The 19,746-nt window shown below is 38.4% G+C and carries 13 protein-coding genes; 12 read left to right on the top strand and 1 reads right to left on the bottom strand.

Going from position 1 to position 19,746, the window contains the following annotated elements:
• Nucleotides 1-28: 28 nt before the first annotated feature.
• The 8 genes from ACYVHJ_RS12275 to ACYVHJ_RS12240 all read left to right on the top strand — a co-directional run bounded on the left by ACYVHJ_RS12275 (nucleotide 29) and on the right by ACYVHJ_RS12240 (nucleotide 13,943).
• Nucleotides 29-1,111, top strand: coding sequence for a hypothetical protein (locus ACYVHJ_RS12275; RefSeq protein ID WP_460515158.1), 1,083 nt, complete (start codon nucleotides 29-31; stop codon nucleotides 1,109-1,111).
• An 11-nt stretch (nucleotides 1,112-1,122) separates the two neighbouring features.
• On the top strand, nucleotides 1,123-2,949 hold the full coding sequence (locus ACYVHJ_RS12270; protein ID WP_460515156.1) for an FAD-dependent oxidoreductase: 1,827 nt from the start codon (nucleotides 1,123-1,125) through the stop codon (nucleotides 2,947-2,949).
• A 14-nt stretch (nucleotides 2,950-2,963) separates the two neighbouring features.
• Nucleotides 2,964-4,406, top strand: a complete 1,443-nt coding sequence (locus tag ACYVHJ_RS12265) for a sulfatase family protein (protein ID WP_460515154.1) — start codon at nucleotides 2,964-2,966, stop codon at nucleotides 4,404-4,406.
• A 239-nt stretch (nucleotides 4,407-4,645) separates the two neighbouring features.
• Nucleotides 4,646-6,319, top strand: a complete 1,674-nt coding sequence (locus ACYVHJ_RS12260) for a sodium:solute symporter family protein (protein ID WP_460515151.1) — start codon at nucleotides 4,646-4,648, stop codon at nucleotides 6,317-6,319.
• A gap of 22 nt (nucleotides 6,320-6,341) precedes the next feature.
• A complete protein-coding gene (locus ACYVHJ_RS12255; RefSeq protein WP_460515149.1) occupies nucleotides 6,342-8,621 on the top strand; it encodes an FAD-dependent oxidoreductase in 2,280 nt (759 codons plus the stop codon).
• A 2-nt stretch (nucleotides 8,622-8,623) separates the two neighbouring features.
• Nucleotides 8,624-10,942: a discoidin domain-containing protein gene (locus ACYVHJ_RS12250; RefSeq protein WP_460515147.1), complete on the top strand. Its 2,319-nt coding sequence runs from the start codon at nucleotides 8,624-8,626 to the stop codon at nucleotides 10,940-10,942.
• 267 nt (nucleotides 10,943-11,209) lie between these two features.
• Nucleotides 11,210-12,433 carry an alginate lyase family protein gene (locus ACYVHJ_RS12245; protein ID WP_460515145.1) on the top strand — a complete coding sequence of 408 codons (1,224 nt, stop codon included), beginning with the start codon at nucleotides 11,210-11,212 and terminating at the stop codon, nucleotides 12,431-12,433.
• A gap of 307 nt (nucleotides 12,434-12,740) precedes the next feature.
• The gene (locus ACYVHJ_RS12240; RefSeq protein WP_460515144.1) at nucleotides 12,741-13,943 is read left to right on the top strand and encodes a GAF domain-containing sensor histidine kinase; all 1,203 of its coding nucleotides are present in this window, start codon (nucleotides 12,741-12,743) and stop codon (nucleotides 13,941-13,943) included.
• A gap of 310 nt (nucleotides 13,944-14,253) precedes the next feature.
• On the opposite strand, the gene ACYVHJ_RS12235 is transcribed toward ACYVHJ_RS12240, so the two are convergent.
• Nucleotides 14,254-14,868 carry a DUF2911 domain-containing protein gene (locus tag ACYVHJ_RS12235; RefSeq protein ID WP_339905791.1) on the bottom strand — a complete coding sequence of 205 codons (615 nt, stop codon included), beginning with the start codon at nucleotides 14,866-14,868 and terminating at the stop codon, nucleotides 14,254-14,256.
• Between the two features lie 683 nt (nucleotides 14,869-15,551).
• Between ACYVHJ_RS12235 and ACYVHJ_RS12230 the strand changes: the two genes are divergently transcribed.
• The 4 genes from ACYVHJ_RS12230 to ACYVHJ_RS12215 all read left to right on the top strand — a co-directional run bounded on the left by ACYVHJ_RS12230 (nucleotide 15,552) and on the right by ACYVHJ_RS12215 (nucleotide 19,557).
• Nucleotides 15,552-16,808, top strand: a complete 1,257-nt coding sequence (locus ACYVHJ_RS12230; RefSeq protein WP_460515142.1) for a two-component system sensor histidine kinase NtrB — start codon at nucleotides 15,552-15,554, stop codon at nucleotides 16,806-16,808.
• A 66-nt stretch (nucleotides 16,809-16,874) separates the two neighbouring features.
• Entirely contained in the window at nucleotides 16,875-17,639 is a 765-nt protein-coding gene (map, locus tag ACYVHJ_RS12225) for a type I methionyl aminopeptidase (RefSeq protein ID WP_460515139.1), read from the top strand.
• A gap of 98 nt (nucleotides 17,640-17,737) precedes the next feature.
• A complete protein-coding gene (locus tag ACYVHJ_RS12220; protein ID WP_460515137.1) occupies nucleotides 17,738-18,736 on the top strand; it encodes a glycoside hydrolase family protein in 999 nt (332 codons plus the stop codon).
• 152 nt (nucleotides 18,737-18,888) lie between these two features.
• Entirely contained in the window at nucleotides 18,889-19,557 is a 669-nt protein-coding gene (locus ACYVHJ_RS12215; protein ID WP_460515135.1) for an SGNH/GDSL hydrolase family protein, read from the top strand.
• The last annotated feature ends 189 nt before the right edge of the window (nucleotides 19,558-19,746 follow it).

The following is a 19,746-nucleotide window of genomic DNA, read 5'->3' as shown; positions in this document are numbered from 1 at the left end:
GAAAACACCTAAACTTGAATAATATTTAATGAATTTGACCAGAGGTTTAATCCTGTTGATTGTTACGATAAGTCTTGTAGGCTTACATGAGCGTGAAAAGCCCGTTAAGAAGACTTTGATTGAAAGTTTGCAAACAGATTCTTTGCGCTATGACATGTATTTGCTTGAAAATGAGCTTGGACAGGCAGAAGGGTATATGGCAGAAATTTTCACACCTGTTTGTCACACCAATGAATGTTATCCGGTTTATATCGACTTCTATTGGGACCTCTTGGGAAATTATCAAAAATATGAAGTTCCGGAAGGGGAGTTGTTAACCAAATTGGACCATATACCCTTTGATGATGACGACCATGATAAGTTGCAGGAGATTCTTAGCAATGAAAGGTCGCTTCTTAAGGATTATAAAATAGAAGAGTTGGTGGGAAGCACACAAACTATAGCTGCAAATGGGGTGGATGCTGTGACTGGAGCTACTCTCAAAACGATAAAAAATGAAGTGATTGACGGGGCTGTTTATTCTTGTTATACATTATGGCATTTGGCCCATGGGGAAATGGTAGATAAGATTAAGGCCCATACAGAGGAGCTTTATTCAAAAGTCTTATTGGTCCAATTTCTTGAAAGTGGCCATTATCCGTATCAATATTGGGCCATTGAAAAGGTAATTGAGAAGAATCTCTACAAGGACAATACACTATCCACAGCTATGCTTGATGTATTGCTTGGAGACAATATTTTTCTGGGATCTTATTTAATTAAGGTACTGCCTATGGAAATTTTTTCCACTTTAGATCGCCAAATTTGGCTTTGGGAAACCCTGGAGAAAAGCCCCTATAGGTTACAAATGAAGATACTTGACAAATTCAATACTTTAAAATTGTATCCGGAAATCCAAAGCAAATTGTTATTAGGGATGAAAGAAGGCAATCCGGCTCAGCAAAAAATGATTTATTCGGTATTAAAAAACCAGTTAAATCTTAGTAAATCACAACAGTATCAGCTTTTAGACTATATAAAGGATGGAATATGGGAGGAAGGTTTGAAAGAACTGTTGCTCAACCAAGAAAAATTGGATAAAAGAATAAAAAAACAACTGAACACTAAATAAATAAACCTAAAATGAAACGTATTCTATGGATGTTTGGCCTTCTGCTGGCCTTTACCCAAATCAATCTACAAGCCCAGGACAGACTACTTGTAGAAGCAGAATCATTTGAAAATACTGGGGGCTGGGTAATTGATCAGCAGTCCTTTGATGTTTTATACAGTTCTTACCTTATGGCACATGGAATGGGGCGTGTGGTAGAAGATGCAAGCACAAAGGTGAATTTTGAAAAGGGAGGGACTTACCATATGTGGGTTAGGACCAAAGACTGGGCCCCATATCCTACAGGTCCCGGCGCCTTTAAGTTGGCTATTAATGAAAAAGAGATCGATCAGGTATTTGGTCAAAGTGGGATTGTTGATTGGGACTGGTATTATGCAGGGGAAGTAGAAATGAAGCAAGGAGAGAATTCCTTAACAGCCAAGGATCTTTCCGGCTTTAATGGAAGGTTTGACGCCATTTATTTCTCTACCTCCGAGGCAGACAAGCCTACCAATGACAACGAAAAGCTCTTGACCCTTCGTAAGGAATTGTTGGGATTGACCGATGGACCTGAGGAAATAGGGAAATTTGATTTGGTAGTTGTAGGTGGAGGAATGGCAGGTACAACAGCAGCAATTTCTGCCGCCAGAATGGGCTTAAAAGTAGCTTTGGTGCAAAATAGACCTGTATTAGGAGGAAATAACAGTTCTGAAATCAGGGTACACCTTATGGGTAGAGTGGATGTCAACCATTACCCTAAATTAGGGAGAATTGTCAGGGAATTAGACAACGGGGATCCGGGCAATGGAAATCCTGATGAAAAAAGATATGGAGACGATAGGAAGGAGCAAATTGTAAAGGCAGAGCCCAATATCTCACTCCATCTCAATACCCATGTCTATGAAGTGGAAATGGATGGAAATAGCATCAAAGCGGTGATCGGTCGTGATATTGCTACCAATCAAGAATACCGATTTGAAGGCACCTATTTCTCAGACTGTACCGGAGATGGTACGCTGGGGTTCCTTGCAGGAGCAGAATATAGAATGGGACGTGAAAGTAAAGAAGAAACCGGAGAATCACTGGCAGCTGAAACCGCTGATGATTTCACCTTGGGAACCTCTAATTTATGGGCCTCTGTGGAAAAAGATTATTCTTCTGACTTTCCTGAAACCCCTTGGGCTCTTCCGTTTTCTGATGAATATCACATCGATGAACATCAATCAGATTGGCAATGGGAGACAGGATTTGGCAATTTTAATACCATTTATGAAGCCGAACAAATCAGGGATCACAACCTAAGAGCGATTTATGGCAATTGGTCTTACCTTAAAAATCAGAAAGGGGACAAGTACAAAAATCATGAACTGGCTTGGGTTTCCTATATTGGAGGTAAAAGAGAATCAAGACGATTAATGGGAGACCATGTATTGACCCAGATGGACATCCAAGATGGAGTGATGTATCCGGATGGAAGTGTAACAGCTACATGGACCATTGACCTACATTTTCCCGATGCGAAAAATAGCAAATACTTTGAAGGGGAAGAGTTTTTTGCTGCGACCAAACATATAAGGGTTAAACCTTACACCATTCCTTACCGCTGCTTGTACTCAAGAAACATTGATAATTTGTACATGGCCGGAAGAAATATCAGTACCACACATGTAGCATTTGGTAGTACTCGAGTAATGCGTACCTGTGGAATGATGGGCGAAGCAGTAGGCTATGCAGCTTATGTAGCCAAAAGAAACAACGCCAGTCCAAGGGAAGTGTATAACAGGCACTTGGAAGAATTCATGGGTATTATCGAATCTCCTTTAAATATTTATACTTATCCGACATTGCCCAATAAATAAGTCTAGTTTCAAAAATGAATTATTGTAAAATACCAATTCTTTTATCCTTGATTTTGTTTGGGGCATATACTGCTTCAGCTAATAATAGGCCTCCGAATTTTGTTTTTATCATCACTGATGATATTTCAGCCGAAGACCTAAGCATTTATGGCAATCAATCGATTGATACCCCAAATCTGGAAAAGCTTGCGATGAGAGGGTTGGTATTTGACAATGCTTATTTGACGACAAGTTCTTGTTCTCCCAGTAGGATATCCATGATTACCGGTAGGTACCCACACAATACCGGAGCTCCTGAAATTCATGTACCTCTTCCTTCCGGTCAAAATACCTTTGTGCAGGAATTAAAACAATCAGGTTATCATACAGTTTTATCGGGTAAAAACCACATGGCAGCTCCCGATCAATTGGGATTTGTAACGCATTCAGATGGCCTACCTGCAGGTAGTGAAAAATGGTTGCCTCACCTAAAAAACCGTCCCAAAGACCAGCCTTTCTTTTTTTGGTTTGCCTCCCATGATGCCCACAGAGACTGGCAAGTCAATGATAAAGCCCGCACTTACCTTCCTTCGCAAGTAGAGGTACAACCCTATATGTATGACGGACCGCTTACAAGAGAGGACCTCACCGGATATTACCATGAAATCAGTAGGCTGGACCATTATGTAGGATTGGTTCTGAATGAACTGGAAGCTCAAGGGATAATGGAAAATACCTATGTAATTTTTGTCTCTGACAATGGCAGGCCTTTTCCCAGAAGCAAAACCTACTTGTATAAAAACGGTATTCAAACACCTTTGCTCATTGCGGGGCCGAAAGTCAAACAAGGCAGGACCAATGCTCTTGTCAGCGCAATTGATTTATCTACAACAATCTTGGAACTTGCCGGTTTAGAAGCTCCTGAAAGCGTTCAAGGTATTAGCTTTACTGAAGTTTTTAAAGACCACACTGCCGTTGTTCGGGATGTGGCTTTTGCTGAACGAAACTGGCACCGGTACAGCATGCATGAAAGGATGGTCCGTATGGGGGATTGGATTTACATTAGAAACAACTGGCCCAATAAGCGGAACCTTTCGGGTGAGTCAGACCCTCACGCTTTTCCTGCAGCAAAAGAGTTGTGGAACATGCACGAAAAAGGCCAACTAACGGCTGCTCAGTATTTAATCACCTTATTGCCCCAGCCGGCTGAGGAGCTTTACCATACCAAAGATGATCCGCATAATCTTAAGAATGTCATTTATGTCCCTGAAAACAGGGCACTTGTCCACCAAATGAGGGTTTTATTAACAAGGTGGACCAATCAAACAGGGGATAATATCCCCAATAAGCCCACCCCCAATAAAGCTACTTTAGATGGTACACTTTTAAATTGGAAGCGAGGGGAAATGCCGGGAGAGGCCACTTCAGCCTATTTAATCAACCAGTCAGGCCCCATTTTAGTAAAAGAATTCCCATAAAGGCTGTGGGAAAATCATTACCGTTAAACAAGAGATATGCAATAGACAATCAATTACTCCAAAATCCGCCACCTCACTGCTGTTTTCAATTTTGCCATAGCGATGCTATGCTTGATTCCTATTACTTAATCAGGGTAAAAGTTTAAATTTTACTTTTACCTTTAAATTATAGAATAGGTTTTTTGTAAATGCCCTAATAGCCTTTAATCAATAAGTATTCGCCCATTATTCATTCTTGTATGCATCAATTAGATTACCTAACCATTTTTATTTTTACCCTGATTATTCTCGGAGCAGGCTTGTCTTTTGGAAGGCAAGGTGGAGATATGAAATCCTTTTTCGCTGCTGGAGGAGCAGTACCCTGGTCCATTAGCGGCTTGTCTTTATTCATGAGTTTTTTTTCCGCAGGAACTTTTGTGGTGTGGGGTTCTATAGCCTATGAATGGGGTTGGGTGGCCATCACTATTCAAATGGCCATGTGTATTAGTGGTTTCTTGATTGGAAAATACCTGGCACCAAAATGGAAAGAAACACAATCCATTACCGTTGCTGAATACCTTACCAATAGATTTGGCAAAAAGGTACAGCAATATTACACTTTCATCTTCCTAGTTCTTTCTTTAGGTTATACCGGTGCGTTTCTTTATCCGGTTGCAAAAATATTAAATGTGGTGACAGGTTTTGATATCTATTATGCCATCTTGCTGTTGGGAGGAATGATTATGCTATATACAGCAGTGGGAGGCCTATGGGCGGTTATCGTCACTGATGTCCTACAGTTTGTCATTCTTACTGCAGCAGTTTTGATTGTTTTACCACTTTCTTTGGAAAAAGTAGGAGGTATGAATCAATTTATTGCTGAAGCGCCTGACACGTTTTTTAATCTATTCAATGGAGAGTACACCTTTTGGTTCATTTTGGCATTTGTTGGGTACAATACCATTTTTATCGGTGGCAATTGGGCTTATGTGCAAAGATATACTTCCGTGAAAGATAAAAGCTCAGCGAGTAAGGTGGGCTATCTTTTTGGGGTCTTGTATTTAATTAGTCCATTGATTTGGATGTTGCCCCCTATGATTTATCGGGTTTTGGACCCCAGTCTGACTGGCTTAGAAACTGAGGGAGCCTACCTGAGAATGTGCATGAGTGTGTTACCGGTGGGAATGCTGGGTTTAATGCTTGGAGGAATGATCTTTGCCACAGCCAGCTCAGTAAACACTTCTCTGAACCTTGCTGCTGCAGTTTTGACCAATGATGTTTACCAGCCTCTATACCCAAAGGCCGGACCTAAGACCCTGATGAAAGTAGCCAGAATAGCAACACTACTCTTTGGCTTGGGCACCATAGCTGTAGCATTTATGGTACCGCTCGCAGGAGGTATAGTGGAAGTGGTATTAAGTATTGGGGCTGTTACGGGCGGGGCATTATATGCTCCCGCTATCTGGGGACTTTTTTCTAAAAGGCAAACAGGAACTTCCATTTTAGTAGTTACCGGACTGAGTCTTTTAATCAACCTCTTTTTCAAATTTATTTCCCCGGCTTTATTCTCCTTTTCCTTGGGGCGAAGCAGTGAAATGATCGTAGGGGTGTTTTTACCTATTGCACTATTGGCCTTGTATGAAATTTATGGTAAAGTTGAAAATCCGCAATTCAAGCAATATGAAAACTATTTAGAGAGGAACAAAAGGAGTGGTTTGACTGAGAGTTTAAATGATGGTCAAATTCAAAATACCTATGGTTATAAAGTAATGGGCTGGGCATTTATTGGCATTGGCTTGTTGTTTTTTGGACTTGGGATATGGGGAGGAGGAGGAAGCATTTATCTTTTTATCATGGGGACGCTAATTTTTCTCCTGGGATATTATGCTGTCCATTATTCAAGTAAACAAGCGAAAGCTCAAAATATAAAGTAAAAACCTGAATTCAGTAAAATTAATGATCAAAGAAAATTATACGCAAGAGAAGCGAGCGCTTAAAACTGAATACATTGATTCAGACCTTGTAATTGTAGGAGGAGGGCTTGCAGGAACCTGCTGTGCGATCACAGCAGCAAGGCAAGGTGTCAATGTAGTGTTGGTGCAAGATAGGCCCGTATTGGGTGGCAATGGCTCATCTGAGATTCGCTTATGGATTCTCGGTGCAACATCCCATATGGGTAATAATAATCGTTGGGCGAGGGAAGGAGGAGTTATCGATGAAATTCTTCTGGAGAACTTATACCGTAACCCTGAAGGAAATCCTTTGATATTGGATACCATCCTTATTGAAAAGGTGACAGCACTGCCAAACATCAGGCTTCTTTTGAATACGGCCATGTATGATTTAGAAAAGAAAGGAAATGACTCTATCGACCATGTCATGGCCTTTTGTAGTCAGAATTCCATCCAATATAAACTCAAAGCACCATTATTTGTGGATGGGTCAGGAGACGGCATCATGAGTTTTATGGCAGGGGCAGCTTTCCGAATGGGAGCAGAATCTGCTGATGAATTCGACGAGGCATTTGCTCCCGATCACCAATACGGCGAGCTATTGGGACACAGCCTTTACTTCTATAGCAAGGACACAGGCAAGCCGGTTCGTTTTGTTGCCCCCCAATATGCCAATACAGAAATAGATGAATTGCCAAGATTCAAATCCTTCAATTTGAAGGATCATGGTTGTAGACTTTGGTGGGTGGAATACGGTGGGAGGAAAGACACCATCCACGAATCAGAAACAATAAAATGGGAACTTTGGCGGGTAATATATGGCATCTGGAATCACCTGAAAAATTCCGGGGAATATCCCGAAGTGGATACCCATACTTTAGAATGGGTAGGTACGATTCCCGGTAAAAGGGAGAGCCGAAGATTTGAAGGAGATTATATTTTGTCTCAAAAAGATTTGGTAGAACAACGTGTTTTTGAGGATGCCATTTCCTTTGGTGGATGGGCTTTGGATTTGCATCCTGCGGATAGCGTTTATGGAGAAATACCGGGCTGTACCCAATGGCAAACCAAAGGCGTTTATCAGATCCCTTACCGTACCATGTACAGCAAAAATATTAGCAATCTTTTTCTCACCGGCAGGATCATTAGTGCCAGTCATGTGGCCTTCGGATCGAGTCGAGTAATGGCCACTTGTGCCCACAATGCACAGGCCGTAGCCATGGCTGCAGTGCTTTGCAAAGAGGAGGAAATTAGCCCTTCAGAAATCCTTAAGAAGGGTAGGATAGAAGCCTTAAAAGATCGCTTGGTTTTGCAGGGTCAATACATCCCAAATCATGCGTTGAGATTGAAAGAAGACTTGGCCCCATTGGCTAAGATTTCTGCTTCATCCACCATGCAATTGTCGGGGCTGGCTTTCGATGGACCTTGGAAATCTTTGACCTTTGCAGCCGCACAAATGTTACCGCTTTCACCCGGAAAATTTCCGGCTATGAAATTTCAATTTAAAGCGAATGAAAATACCAAAATAGTGGTGTCATTGTTAAAAAGTGAAAAGAAAGGTAACTTTAGCCCGGAGACTATTTTGGCTAAAAAAGAGTTTGAATTAACTTTAGGTGAACAGTATTTAACCATTGATTTACAGGTTAATATAGAAAATTCAGAATATTATTTTGTGGCCTTTGAAGCCAATGATAAGGTGTCGATAAGGTGTTCTGAAACAAGAGCCACAGGACTGCTCACAGTCTTCCAAAAATTCAATAAAGCGGTAGCTACCTCTAGCAGGCAAGATCCTCCAAAAGGTATTGGTATTGAGGCGTTTGACTTCTGGTTGCCGGAAAGAAGACCTGAAGGACATAACCTTGGATTTGAGTTTTCTAAGACTATTGACCTTTATTCAACAAAATATTTAGTGAATGGTGTGTTTCGACCAACAACGGCTACCAATGCCTGGGCAGCCTGCTTAAATGATTCTCACCCTTCCATTGAATTGGTTTGGGATAAGCATCAGATTATTAGTTGTTTAAATCTGTATTTTGATACTGATTTTGATCATGCGCTAGAGTCCACCCTAATGGGCCATCCTGAGTATGAAATACCTTTCTGCGTAAGAGAGATTGAAATCAGTGATGGACATGGAAAAGTATTAGCAATTATTGAAGATAATCATCAAACTGTTGTGTCGGTTAAATTCAATGATCCAATTGAAACGGATCAATTGAAGTTATCTTTTAAACAGAAACACGAACATGTTCCGGTGGCTTTATTTGGTATAGTATGTTTATGAAAATGAAGGAATATAAAAAGTTGAAATCAGTACAAAATTGGATTTTTGCCTTGCTGTTTTGGCTTTGCTGTTTTGCTGCAAATGCACAGAACAATTTGTCTTTTTCTGCTCAGGCAAGCAGTAGTTCCACTGAAGAAAATCATGAGCCCAAACTTGCTGTTGATGGGGATTCAGAGACCCATTGGAGCAGTCGGGTTGATGATGAAAATGCCTGGATAGTTTTCAAGTTTCCGGGTGCCACAGAAGTGTTGAACGTAGTTGTAAATTTTGCTCCATCGGCAGTGCCCAATGAAGCTTTTAATTTGCAGTATTTACTCAATGGAGAGTGGAGAACATTTGATAAGGTGAGCAATAATTCTGCACATAAAGTGGAGGTGAAATTAAAGAAGCCTCAACTGATAGATAGGGTAAGGTTGTTAGCAATGGATGGGCGAATGATGCAGCTGAATGAGGTGCAATTGTTGGGGCAAAAATATGCTGATACCAGTGGCATGGAGAACAAGCCGATACTCGTAAATCAAAGTGGATATAACCTTTACAGAAGCAAACGGTTTACTGCACCTGAAGTCAAAGACAATACCTCATTTACTATTGTTAATACTAAGAATGGAAAGGTAGAATTTACAGGAAAGGTATTCGGCGAAAAAGGGGATTTCTCAAATTTCAATCCATTAAGTGAAGATGAGTTTTTGGTGAAAATAAATGGACTTGAATCCTTTCCTTTTCGGATTGGTGCCAACTGGATTGAAAGAGTAACCTATAGAAATATGATTGATTTTATGTTGGGAGCTCGTCATTATGTGGGGACAGTAGATGATATTCGGCAGATAAGTTTTGCATGGAGAGATGGTGATTTTTTCAACTGGTCCATGCAAAGTCTGGTAGCCATGTACCTAAGTAATCCCGAGGCTTACGAGCGGATGGAAAGAAAAGGCCACTATATTTCCAATGATGATTTTCCTGAAAAGTACAGGGGACTATGGGGAAAGTTGGAACCCTTTGCCGAGGATACTCCGGACATCGTTCAGTTGATGCACTGGGATGCTGATGTGAAAATTAGTCAAAAGTTGGATCATGAAATGCAAAAGGCAGAGTTGGCACATTTTCTATATGCTTGGCCGTATATTGAAAAATGGCTTCCTCAGCAAAACTTTGACATGGTTTATCAATATGTCAAGGACAACTGGGAAAAAGAAGCGGTTTCTAAGCATTCCCTTTCTCAATACAATAAGAGTATAGGGCATAATCTGCTATCCTTGAAAACGCAACTGGGAACAACCAAAGGGGAAATGCCTCCGGGTTTTTCTGTGATACCAAACCTTATGATGTATGAGGTGGCCACACGTGAAGGTGATGTTGGTGCCGATAAGTACTTTGAAGCTGCCTTTAATCAAATGGAGTGGATGATAAAGCATTTGGATTGGGAAGATCCAATGACCACCAAGGGGCAAAGAATGTCTGAGCATATGACCATGCGAGCCTTTGCTTACTTCTACCATCAGTTTCCGGAGCGATCACCTAAAGGCATACCTGAAAAAGTAACAGAATGGGCGCAATTGATGTTGGATAGATCCGACAACCTTTGGGATTTTAGAAAGTACAGTCAGGAAGAATGGACTCCACCCGGATGGAATGAAACCGGAAATATATTGGGTTTTCCGGCTGCTGTTTTTGCCGCTTGCGAGATTCTATCAGATGAGGATTTAATTAGGGATATGGAAATGCTTGCATGGTCTCATATTGAGAATGCCTTTGGAAGAAACCCTACCGGTCGTCAATTTTCCTATAAGGGGCCTGAAGAGGTGGAAGGAGTCGACCTTGGTTGGTACAGCAGGCATAGAGGAGGGATAGGTTTATTGGATGAGGTACAGTTTGTATTTGACGGATCGCCGAAATCCTTTCATTACCCTAATTTCCCTGAGGTAGGAGACCTCGGTTGGACGGAAGGCTGGGTTCAGTTTAATACTGCATTCAATATGAGCATGGCCTATATGGCCAATTATTATACGGATATAGTTTTGGAGAGAGCAGGAAATGGCAATATTACAGTAGCACTTACTGCCCCACTTAATTTTGATTATAGTCAAACAGATAGGGTCAAATTAAAGGTGGCCAATCAGGCCGGAGATAGTTTGTGGATGAGTTTGGAAGATGCTTCACCGCTGTCTACACAATTAATAGGATCACTAAAATTCAAGGGAAATAAATTGCACGTAGGTGAAGAGGAACTATCGCTTAGTAAAGAAGACAGTATCATCCTGAAATATGGTTACGGTTTTTTTGAGCGACGTTTTATATTGCCGGTTTCAGCTTTAAAGTGATGCCAAAAAAAGTCATGAGACTTCTATACTTCATGACTATTTTTCTCGAATAAGAGGAGGCAGTTCTTGCTCATTGAGCCTCATAATATCCTCAAAAGCATGAATATTTACCCAAATTTAATTATCACATATAAATTTATAAAAGAAAGGATTTCCAAAGCTTTATAAGCTTACAACAATAGGTATGGCTCTCGGTAAGTTCTTTCTTTTATATTATTCTTTTTCTGGTTAGTTTTAAAGACAATAATTAAACCCGAAATTTCCAAAATGAGCATTACCCAAAAAAATCAAATTGCCCTTATTTTTATCTTTGCTTTGGTCTTGGTTTCTTCTGATTTGCTCTGGGCACAGAAGGAATTTATCCTTTGGGAGAGAGCTGTTTTAGAAAAAGCAAAGCAAAACTCCGACACTTCCTTGGATTTGCCTGAAATGGTAAAGTTGAAAAAGGAGGCTGATGAGGCTTTGCAAACAGGTCCCTTTTCAGTAGTACATAAAAAGCAATTACCTTCAAGTGGAGACATTCATGATTACACCAGCATGGGACCTTATTGGTGGCCTGACCCGGAAAAAGAGGACGGGCTTCCTTATATTAGAAGAGATGGGGAAGTCAATCCGGAATTTTATGACTACAAAGACCACAATGAAATTGGAGCTTTAATGAAGTCTTTGTATACCTTAAGTCAGGCTTATTACTTTTTCGAAAATGAGCAATATGCCCAATATGCAATACAATTAATCAACACATGGTTTCTCGACTCAGCAACACTAATGAACCCCAATTTAAATTATGCTCAAAGAATTCCGGGTAGGACTGAGGGGAGAGGTATAGGCATTATAGACACCAGGAGAATGGCTGTATTGCCCGATATATTAAAGGTGCTTTCTGCGTCTGAACATTGGGATAAAGGAATAGACAAAGGAATGACGGATTGGTTGGCTGCATATGTTTCATGGTTAGTCAATAGCAAGCATGGGAAGGATGAAGCGGTTCATGGAAATAACCATACTACCTGGTATTTTGCCCAGACTATTCCTCTCACGCTTTATTTGGGTCAGACAGAAAGGGCTGATAGTTTGGCGAAAGCAGGGCTACCTTTAATTTTGGAAGAAATGATTGAACAGGATGGTAGTCAACCTGCAGAGCTTGCGAGGACCATTTCATGGAATTATAGTAGCATGAATTTGCTTGCGATTATGTATTATGCCCAGGCATGTGAAAAAGTGGGGATCAATATTTGGGATACTGTTAATGAAAAAGGCGGAAGTATACAGAAGGGCATGGACTTTTTGTTCAATTATACCAAAGCCAAAAATGAATGGCCTTATAAACAAATTAAACCACTTAAGCCGGAACTTATAAAGGATCAATTGAATACCGCAGCCTATGAATTTGGTAACAAAAAGTACAAAAAAGCCGCAGACCAAATGATAAGTGAAGATACTGAATTTAGTTATTGGGATTTGGTAAATTTTAAGCAAATGAGGAAGTAGCACAAGTGATTTTCATAAAGCCTAACTTATGATAAGTTTCATGTAGGTTATGCTTTAAGCTTTGTGTATTAAAATCATTATTGAATGATGGTTTAAAGGCCTAGTATACCTCACAGAAATTTTAATGAATTTTGCTTTTGAAGGCAAAACCCTTGAAGGTACAAACAATTAATTTTCACCTTAGCAAATAATCATTAAGTCACTTTTATTGTTTATAGAAATAAGAAAAAATGAACTGTAAGGCCATGTAATGTAGGTTGATAGTACATTTTCTATTATATTTCTAGAAATTTATATAGATACTTTTATGGAAAGTCCAAACAACCCCAATGAATTTGAAAGATTATTGGCTTTGGCTGATTATGATTTGGATACGATTGAACTAGAAGGTCAATTAAAGGATCTTACCAAATTGGCAGCTAAAGTGGCCGGGACTAATATCTCCCTCGTAAACCTTATTGATGCAGTAACACAGTGGAGTGTGGCAGGGGTAGGAATGCCTGTTATGCAACTGCCAAAAGAGGACTCAGTCTGTCAGTACACCATTCAAGGTGATCAATCTCTTGAAATAAAAGACCTTTCAAAAGATGAAAGATTCAAACATAAGTTTTATGTAGAAGACGATCCGAATTTAAGGTATTATTTCGGCGTTCCTTTGAGAACAAGTTCAGGGCATAACCTTGGTGCTTTATGTGTGTTAGATACCAAGGATATAACGATTACTCCCGAAAAAGCAGATCTTTTGAAAATTATTGCGGAGGAAATCATAAACCGCTTGGACATTATCAAATCTGTAAATGAATTGAAATCTAAAGTAAAGGAATCAATTGAAAAACAAGAGCAGGTGGCTCATGACATTAGGGGGCCAATTGGTGGTATAATTGGCTTGGCCCAAATAATCAAAGATCAAGGGACCAATAATCAATTGGAAGATGTCTTGGAATTTATTAAGGTAATCCAAAGCAGTAGTCAATCACTGTTAGAGCTTGCTGATCAGATACTTTCAACAAAAGCCAAAGAAAAAGCACCAAAACAATTGAACCTTCAAAATGAGTATAACCTTCAAGTATTGCAAGAGAAATTAAAAAATTTGTATGGTGTTCAGGCCGAACAGAAAAAGGTTAAGTTTTCAGTTGAATTAGTAAGTAAAAATTTAGAAACAAGATTTTCCAAAATAAAATTGTTACAAATTTTGGGAAATCTTATTTCCAATGCCATCAAATTTACACCTGAAGGAGGAAGTGTAAGCATCTCACTTAGTCTTGAAGAAAAAAATTATAGTAATCGATTAAAAGCAAAAATTAATGATACCGGCAGAGGTATGACTGCTGATCAAATCGAGGAAATAATGAATGGCGAAAGTAAAACTACTAAAGGTACCTCAGGTGAGCAAGGCTATGGTTTTGGGTTGCCATTGGTAAAACACCTTATTGATGGAATGGGAGGTGTATTAAAAATAGATTCAGAAGTAGGGAAATATTCAGCTTTTGAAGTTATAATTCCGGTTTAATTTTCAACTCATAAAGATTGACTATCTATTTATAAACTTGTTTTCAATGCTAAATTTTGCTTAAACTGAGGCATTCAGTAAGGTTTTTGATATGGCGGTTCCAATGATAAGAATATCAGCCTTCTTAGAGATTTTAATTCAGCATCAGATGATCAGACTGAAAACAACAACGAAGTGGTTGATGTTGAAGCGATTTTAGCATTTAACAGCAGGATTTTGCCTATTGCAGGTTAAAGCTTGGACAAGAAAAAGGTCCTCTTGAAAGAGGACCTTTTTTCTAAAGAGGTTCTGTTTTAGTTACGATTTATTTTTAGTTAAATACAGCATTGAAATCCTCCAATTTCTGATCCACTTGAGTATCTATATCAAAGGTAAGTTTAACATTTTCCCATGCAAAGGTGACTTTCGCCACTTTATTGTCCCCTGCGGATATTGAATACGAAAGTCTTTCCTGAGTTTCCATTAATTTTATCGGACTCGTACTTAGAGATATAGCATCATCTTTTGTAAGGGCTGTGGTATTTACTTTACCGTCTTGCATATAAGCGTATATAGCATTGCCTTTGTTGTTGAAATGTATGGTCCAGTTCCCAGATTGGTTAGGAGTAATAAAAACTGAATACTTTCCTGCATTAAGTGTTTTATCACCTATGTTCACAGAAGTGCTAAATTCAATAGTGGTTGGTGCATTTGCACCTGCTCTCCACGGGCTACCATAGGGCACTAGGTCACCGAAAATCGTTCTTCCTTTTACTCCGGGAGACGAGTAGGAAATACTTATTTGGGTAAAGCCTACGTTTTGAGAAACAAAACTAGCAGGACTCGGAGCCGGTGCTTGCATTTGGGCCTGAGATTGGAAAATAATGGTGAATGCCATTAATATTGAAAGGCTTAAGACTAGGTATTGGAATTTAAAATTTTTCATGGTAATTGTTTTATTTGGGTTTAAAAAGGAAAGATACTAAAGGAGAGCTAAAAAAAAATATTTTTTATCTGAATAGATTTAAGCCACTCAATTTTATGTTATATCGTAAGTATAACTAGAATAAATTTATTTAATTAACATAGACTTAGTTATAGTCCTTATTTTTAGTATATTTAACTTAGAAAATTTGTTATTATTAAAAATTTAAAAATGTTTGTATTAACCGATTTGGAAATGATCCTTCTTTTGAAAAAGTTTGTTTATTATTCATTCTTCTTCCATAAAGGAAGGAGAAATTGTTGAGAAATTTGGATTGAATCTCATGAATTTAGGAGTTTAAATTTTATTTACCGGTCAATTTACCTCATTTTTTGTACCCCTTTCTTAAAGCTGAAGATAAAAAGGTTAACCGCTATACCCTAATGGTTGAAATTATGTATGGTTACTATTTTTATGTAATTTTTAGATTGATTTTAAAGTAAATTATGTTTACTTTAATTTTTAATTGGTTTTTTCTGGTTTTGAGGAAGATAGGATCTAATTAATTTAGAAGTTCTTACTTTCGAGAGGTAATATTTGTATAAAACTTATTTTCCTACGGGGAATTTTTATGAAATGAAAAAGGTCAAACCTCTTTGGTACATTACTTTAAATGAAGCTTTCATTTATTCAGAACTTAATCTATGAAGGAAAAACCCACACGTCAAGAATTAGAAATTCAGCTAAGTGAATTAAAAAAGCAAAACGAGAAGCTGAAATTACTTTCCAATGGATTTCATGATGGGGAAAATGAGCAATCTGAATTGTTTGATACTACAAATCTCCAGGATGAAATTGTAGTCCCTAACGCTTCTATTTTTAATAATATGGGCGATTCCGTTTTCGTGAAGGATGACCAAAGCAGATTACTATTGGTTAATGATGCCTTTTGCAAGCTATTTCAACTTTCCAGAAATGAAATTATTGGTAAAACCCTTGCTGAAAATGTTCCTATTGAAGAAAGGGAAAGCTTTTTAAAAATTGATAAGGCAGTAATTAACGAAGGCGTTGAAAATATAAATGAAGAAACGTTAACCATTAATAATACAACAAAAATCATTTCAACCAGAAAATCACGATTTATTGATTCAAATGGTAAAATCTATTTGGTAGGGGCTATCCGTGATATTACTGACAAGAAAAACGCAGAAAATGCATTGGTTGAAAATGAAAAGAAGTATAGAAAACTTAATGCTACCAAAGATAAATTATTATCGATCATTGCGCACGATTTAAGGAGTCCATTCAACAATATCATTGGTCTTTCAAGTTTGCTTCAAAAAAAATCAGATAGTTTTGAAGACAAGCAATCAGAAAAATACATCGACATTATTAATGCTACTGCAAGGGAGACCCTTGTTTTGTTGGACAATTTGCTCAATTGGGCAAAATCTCAAACCGGAGAACTCAATATCAAGTCGGAAAAGGTCACTTTATCTTCAACCATTGAACAAGTGATCTTACTTGAGAACAAACTAGCTGCCTCTAAAGAAATTAAATTGAATTTTAAATGTAAACACGACAGTGAAATATACACAGATCAAAATATTTTAAAAATTATACTTAGAAATTTGATATCAAACGCCATAAAGTTTACAAATACGGGTGGCAAAATTAATTTAGTGGCTGATCAAAAAGGGAACTTTGCAAAGGTTTCTATTGAAGATAATGGAGTTGGGATGAGTCAGAAAACAGTAGATAACCTATTTGATATTTATACTACCAAAACACTGCTAGGTACAGCTAACGAGGTAGGAACAGGCTTAGGTTTATCACTTAGTTATGAGTTTGTTAACAAATTGAGAGGGGAAATAAAGGTTTCAAGTGAAGTGGGAAAAGGAAGTATATTTACAGTTCTATTACCTCTTAAATTGGTAAGTGAAGAGAAAAAAGCCCATTAGTGGTTCGGTAAATTTTAGATCCAAAAGGCAAATGATTTTTGACAATGATAAAGAAAATAAAATAAAATGTCCATAACCAAGGAAGCCGAATTAATCGGTATGAAAAAAATCAGTGAGGTTGTAGGAACTACCCTCAAACTAATGAGAGCCTATGCCAAGGTGGGGATGTCTACCAAGGAGTTGGATCAATATGGAGGAGAAATCTTAGAAAGTTTTGGGGCCAAATCTGCTCCTTATGAAACCTACAATTTTCCCGGGTATACCTGTATCAGTATCAACCATGAAATGGCACATGGACTTCCTTCAATAGATAAAATTTTAGTGGAAGGGGATTTAATTAATGTTGATGTATCTGCAGAATTAAATGGTTTTTGGGCAGATAATGGCGGCTCCTTTATTATCGGAGAAGATATTTACAATCACCAACCCTTGGTGAATGCTTCCAGCACAATTTTAAAAAAGGCCATCAATAGTATCAAGGGTGGAGTAAAAATTGCTGATTTAGGCCATTTAATTAAAAGTGAAGCTAAAAAAAGAGGTTTTAAGGTGATTAAAAACCTCGCAGGTCATGGTGTAGGAGCTAGTTTACACGAAGAACCGGAAGATATACTTAATTATAGGGTAAAAAGTAACCGAAATCGATTCAAGAAAAATACTACAGTTGCCATTGAAACATTTATTTCTACCAAATCTACCTATGCCGTAGAATTAATGGATGGTTGGACATTGGTAGGTAACAAGGGAGGCTATGTAACCCAACACGAACATACAATCCTTATAACAGATGACCAACCTTTGGTGCTTACTGCGGAAAATAGCTTTTGGGAGTAATGTAGGTTTTAATTCTCAAAAAAAATAGTTGTCGGTTGAGATTGAGTCTTTATCGCCTTATAAGGCAATACCAATTTAATTTTCCCTGTATTATATAGATGATGATTTATAAAATTAGGTTAACACTTCCTTTAATTTTCTTTTTATTGCTTTTTGCTCAGCGATCAGAAGGTCAGGAAAACGTATTAAAAGGACTTCAATCCCCCATTGTATTTAAAGGTAACGATTCGGTAGCTTATAGAGATCCTGCCATTTTGTTTCATGAGAATGTTTTTTATTTGTTTTATACGCTGGTTAAAACAGAAGGGGGTTTAATCTATTCCTATACAGCGATGAGCAAATCAAAAGATTTGAATCACTGGAGCCCGGGTGAAATTATTACGCCAAAAGGACAGCATTTAAATTATTGCAGTCCGGGAAATGTGATACGTTTCAATGACGAATGGATTCTTAGCCTTCAAACCTATCCTAGACCGGGGCTAGGGGTAAAGGACCCTATCATGTATGGAACAGCTGAGGCTCGGGTTTATACTATGCGAAGCAAGGATTTGAAAAATTGGAGTGAACCTGAGCTGTTAAAAGTAAAAGGGCCTGATGTTGGTCAAGCAGATATGGGAAGGATGATCGATCCCTACCTGGTGGAAGATAAGAATGAAAAAGGAAAATGGTGGTGCTTTTATAAGCAAAATGGTGTGAGCATGTCTTATTCTTATGATTTAGAAAACTGGACTTACTGCTGTCATACAGCCTCCGGTGAAAATGTAACCGTACTCACTGAAGACAATGAATACCTGTTATTTCATTCTCCTGAAAACGGAATAGGGATCAAACGTTCTTCCAATTTAAAAGAATGGGAAGATTGGGGGGATTTGATTGTGTTGGGGCAAGACCAATGGCAATGGGCCAAAGGAAGAATTACTGCCGGAACGGTGGTTGACTTAAGGGATGATCCAATGTATGGAAAGTATTTGATGTTTTTCCATGGTTCTGGACCAAACACAGAGGAAGAAGGGGATTTTGATAAAAATGCCTCTATAGGAGTTGCTTGGAGTGATGATTTGAAAAACTGGGAATGGCCCGGAAAAGACCCAAAATAATTTCTAGCTCAAAATATATGGGTTAAGGATAGATTAACTGATTGAATAAATAAATGCAGGGATCAAGAAGGAAATTTTTCTCAAAAATGAGTTTAATGGGCATTGCAGGCCTAACATTACCCACTGTCCTTTCGGCAAGAAACAGCAAAAAAATGACTCAAAAAATAGTTAATGAGAAAGGTTTAACCATCCTTTTCCAAGGTGACTCTATCACTGATGGTGCCCGCACAAGAAACGAAGACTGGAACCATATTATGGGACATGGTTATGCATACCTGATCTCCAGCCGCCTGTGGTTTGACTACCCCAAAGAGAATTTAATGTTTTATAACAGAGGGATTAGTGGAAATAAAGTGAAAGACCTACTAGGTCGCTGGCAAAAAGATACCATTGACCTAAAACCTGATGTACTGAGCATTTTGATTGGCGTGAATGATGTGTCAAGAATTATTGCAAATGAATATACTATAGAAGAATGGCAGGAGAATTATAAAAACTTACTCAATAAAACAAATGAGCAACTTCCCAACACTGTTGTATTTTTGTGTGAACCTTTCTTATTAGTAGATGATTGGCCAAAAGAGAAAAAAAAGCAGTGGGAAGAGGTAATGAAAGTAATGCAAAAAATGGTTGGGCAGCTTGCCATAGATTATAATTGTGTTCACATAGGGTTACAGGAACCTTTTAATACTTCTCTCCAAAAAGCCCCTGCAAAATATTGGGTGTGGGATGGTGTACACCCCATGCCGGCCGGCCATGAATTAATTGCGCGAATTTGGATAAATGAAGCGAGTAAGCATTTGGATTTTATAAAGAAGTAGCATTAGGAAATGTGGTTGTGGGACTTGGAGTGAATAGTAGGTAAAATAGATTTGGATTTTGGAGTACCTATGCTGTAGATGCCTATAGTTTGGGTTTAAGCTCAAATTTATTCATTTATTCAATGAAGGGAAGAGTTTATTTTGGCTATTTATTGTCGAATTTTCCCTTATGGAGTAATACTTTTATAC

The sequence above is a fragment of the Cyclobacterium sediminis genome, from assembly GCF_054781075.1.
The sequence above is the reverse complement of the archived record's forward strand: the minus strand, read 5'-3'. Positions and strand labels throughout refer to the sequence as shown.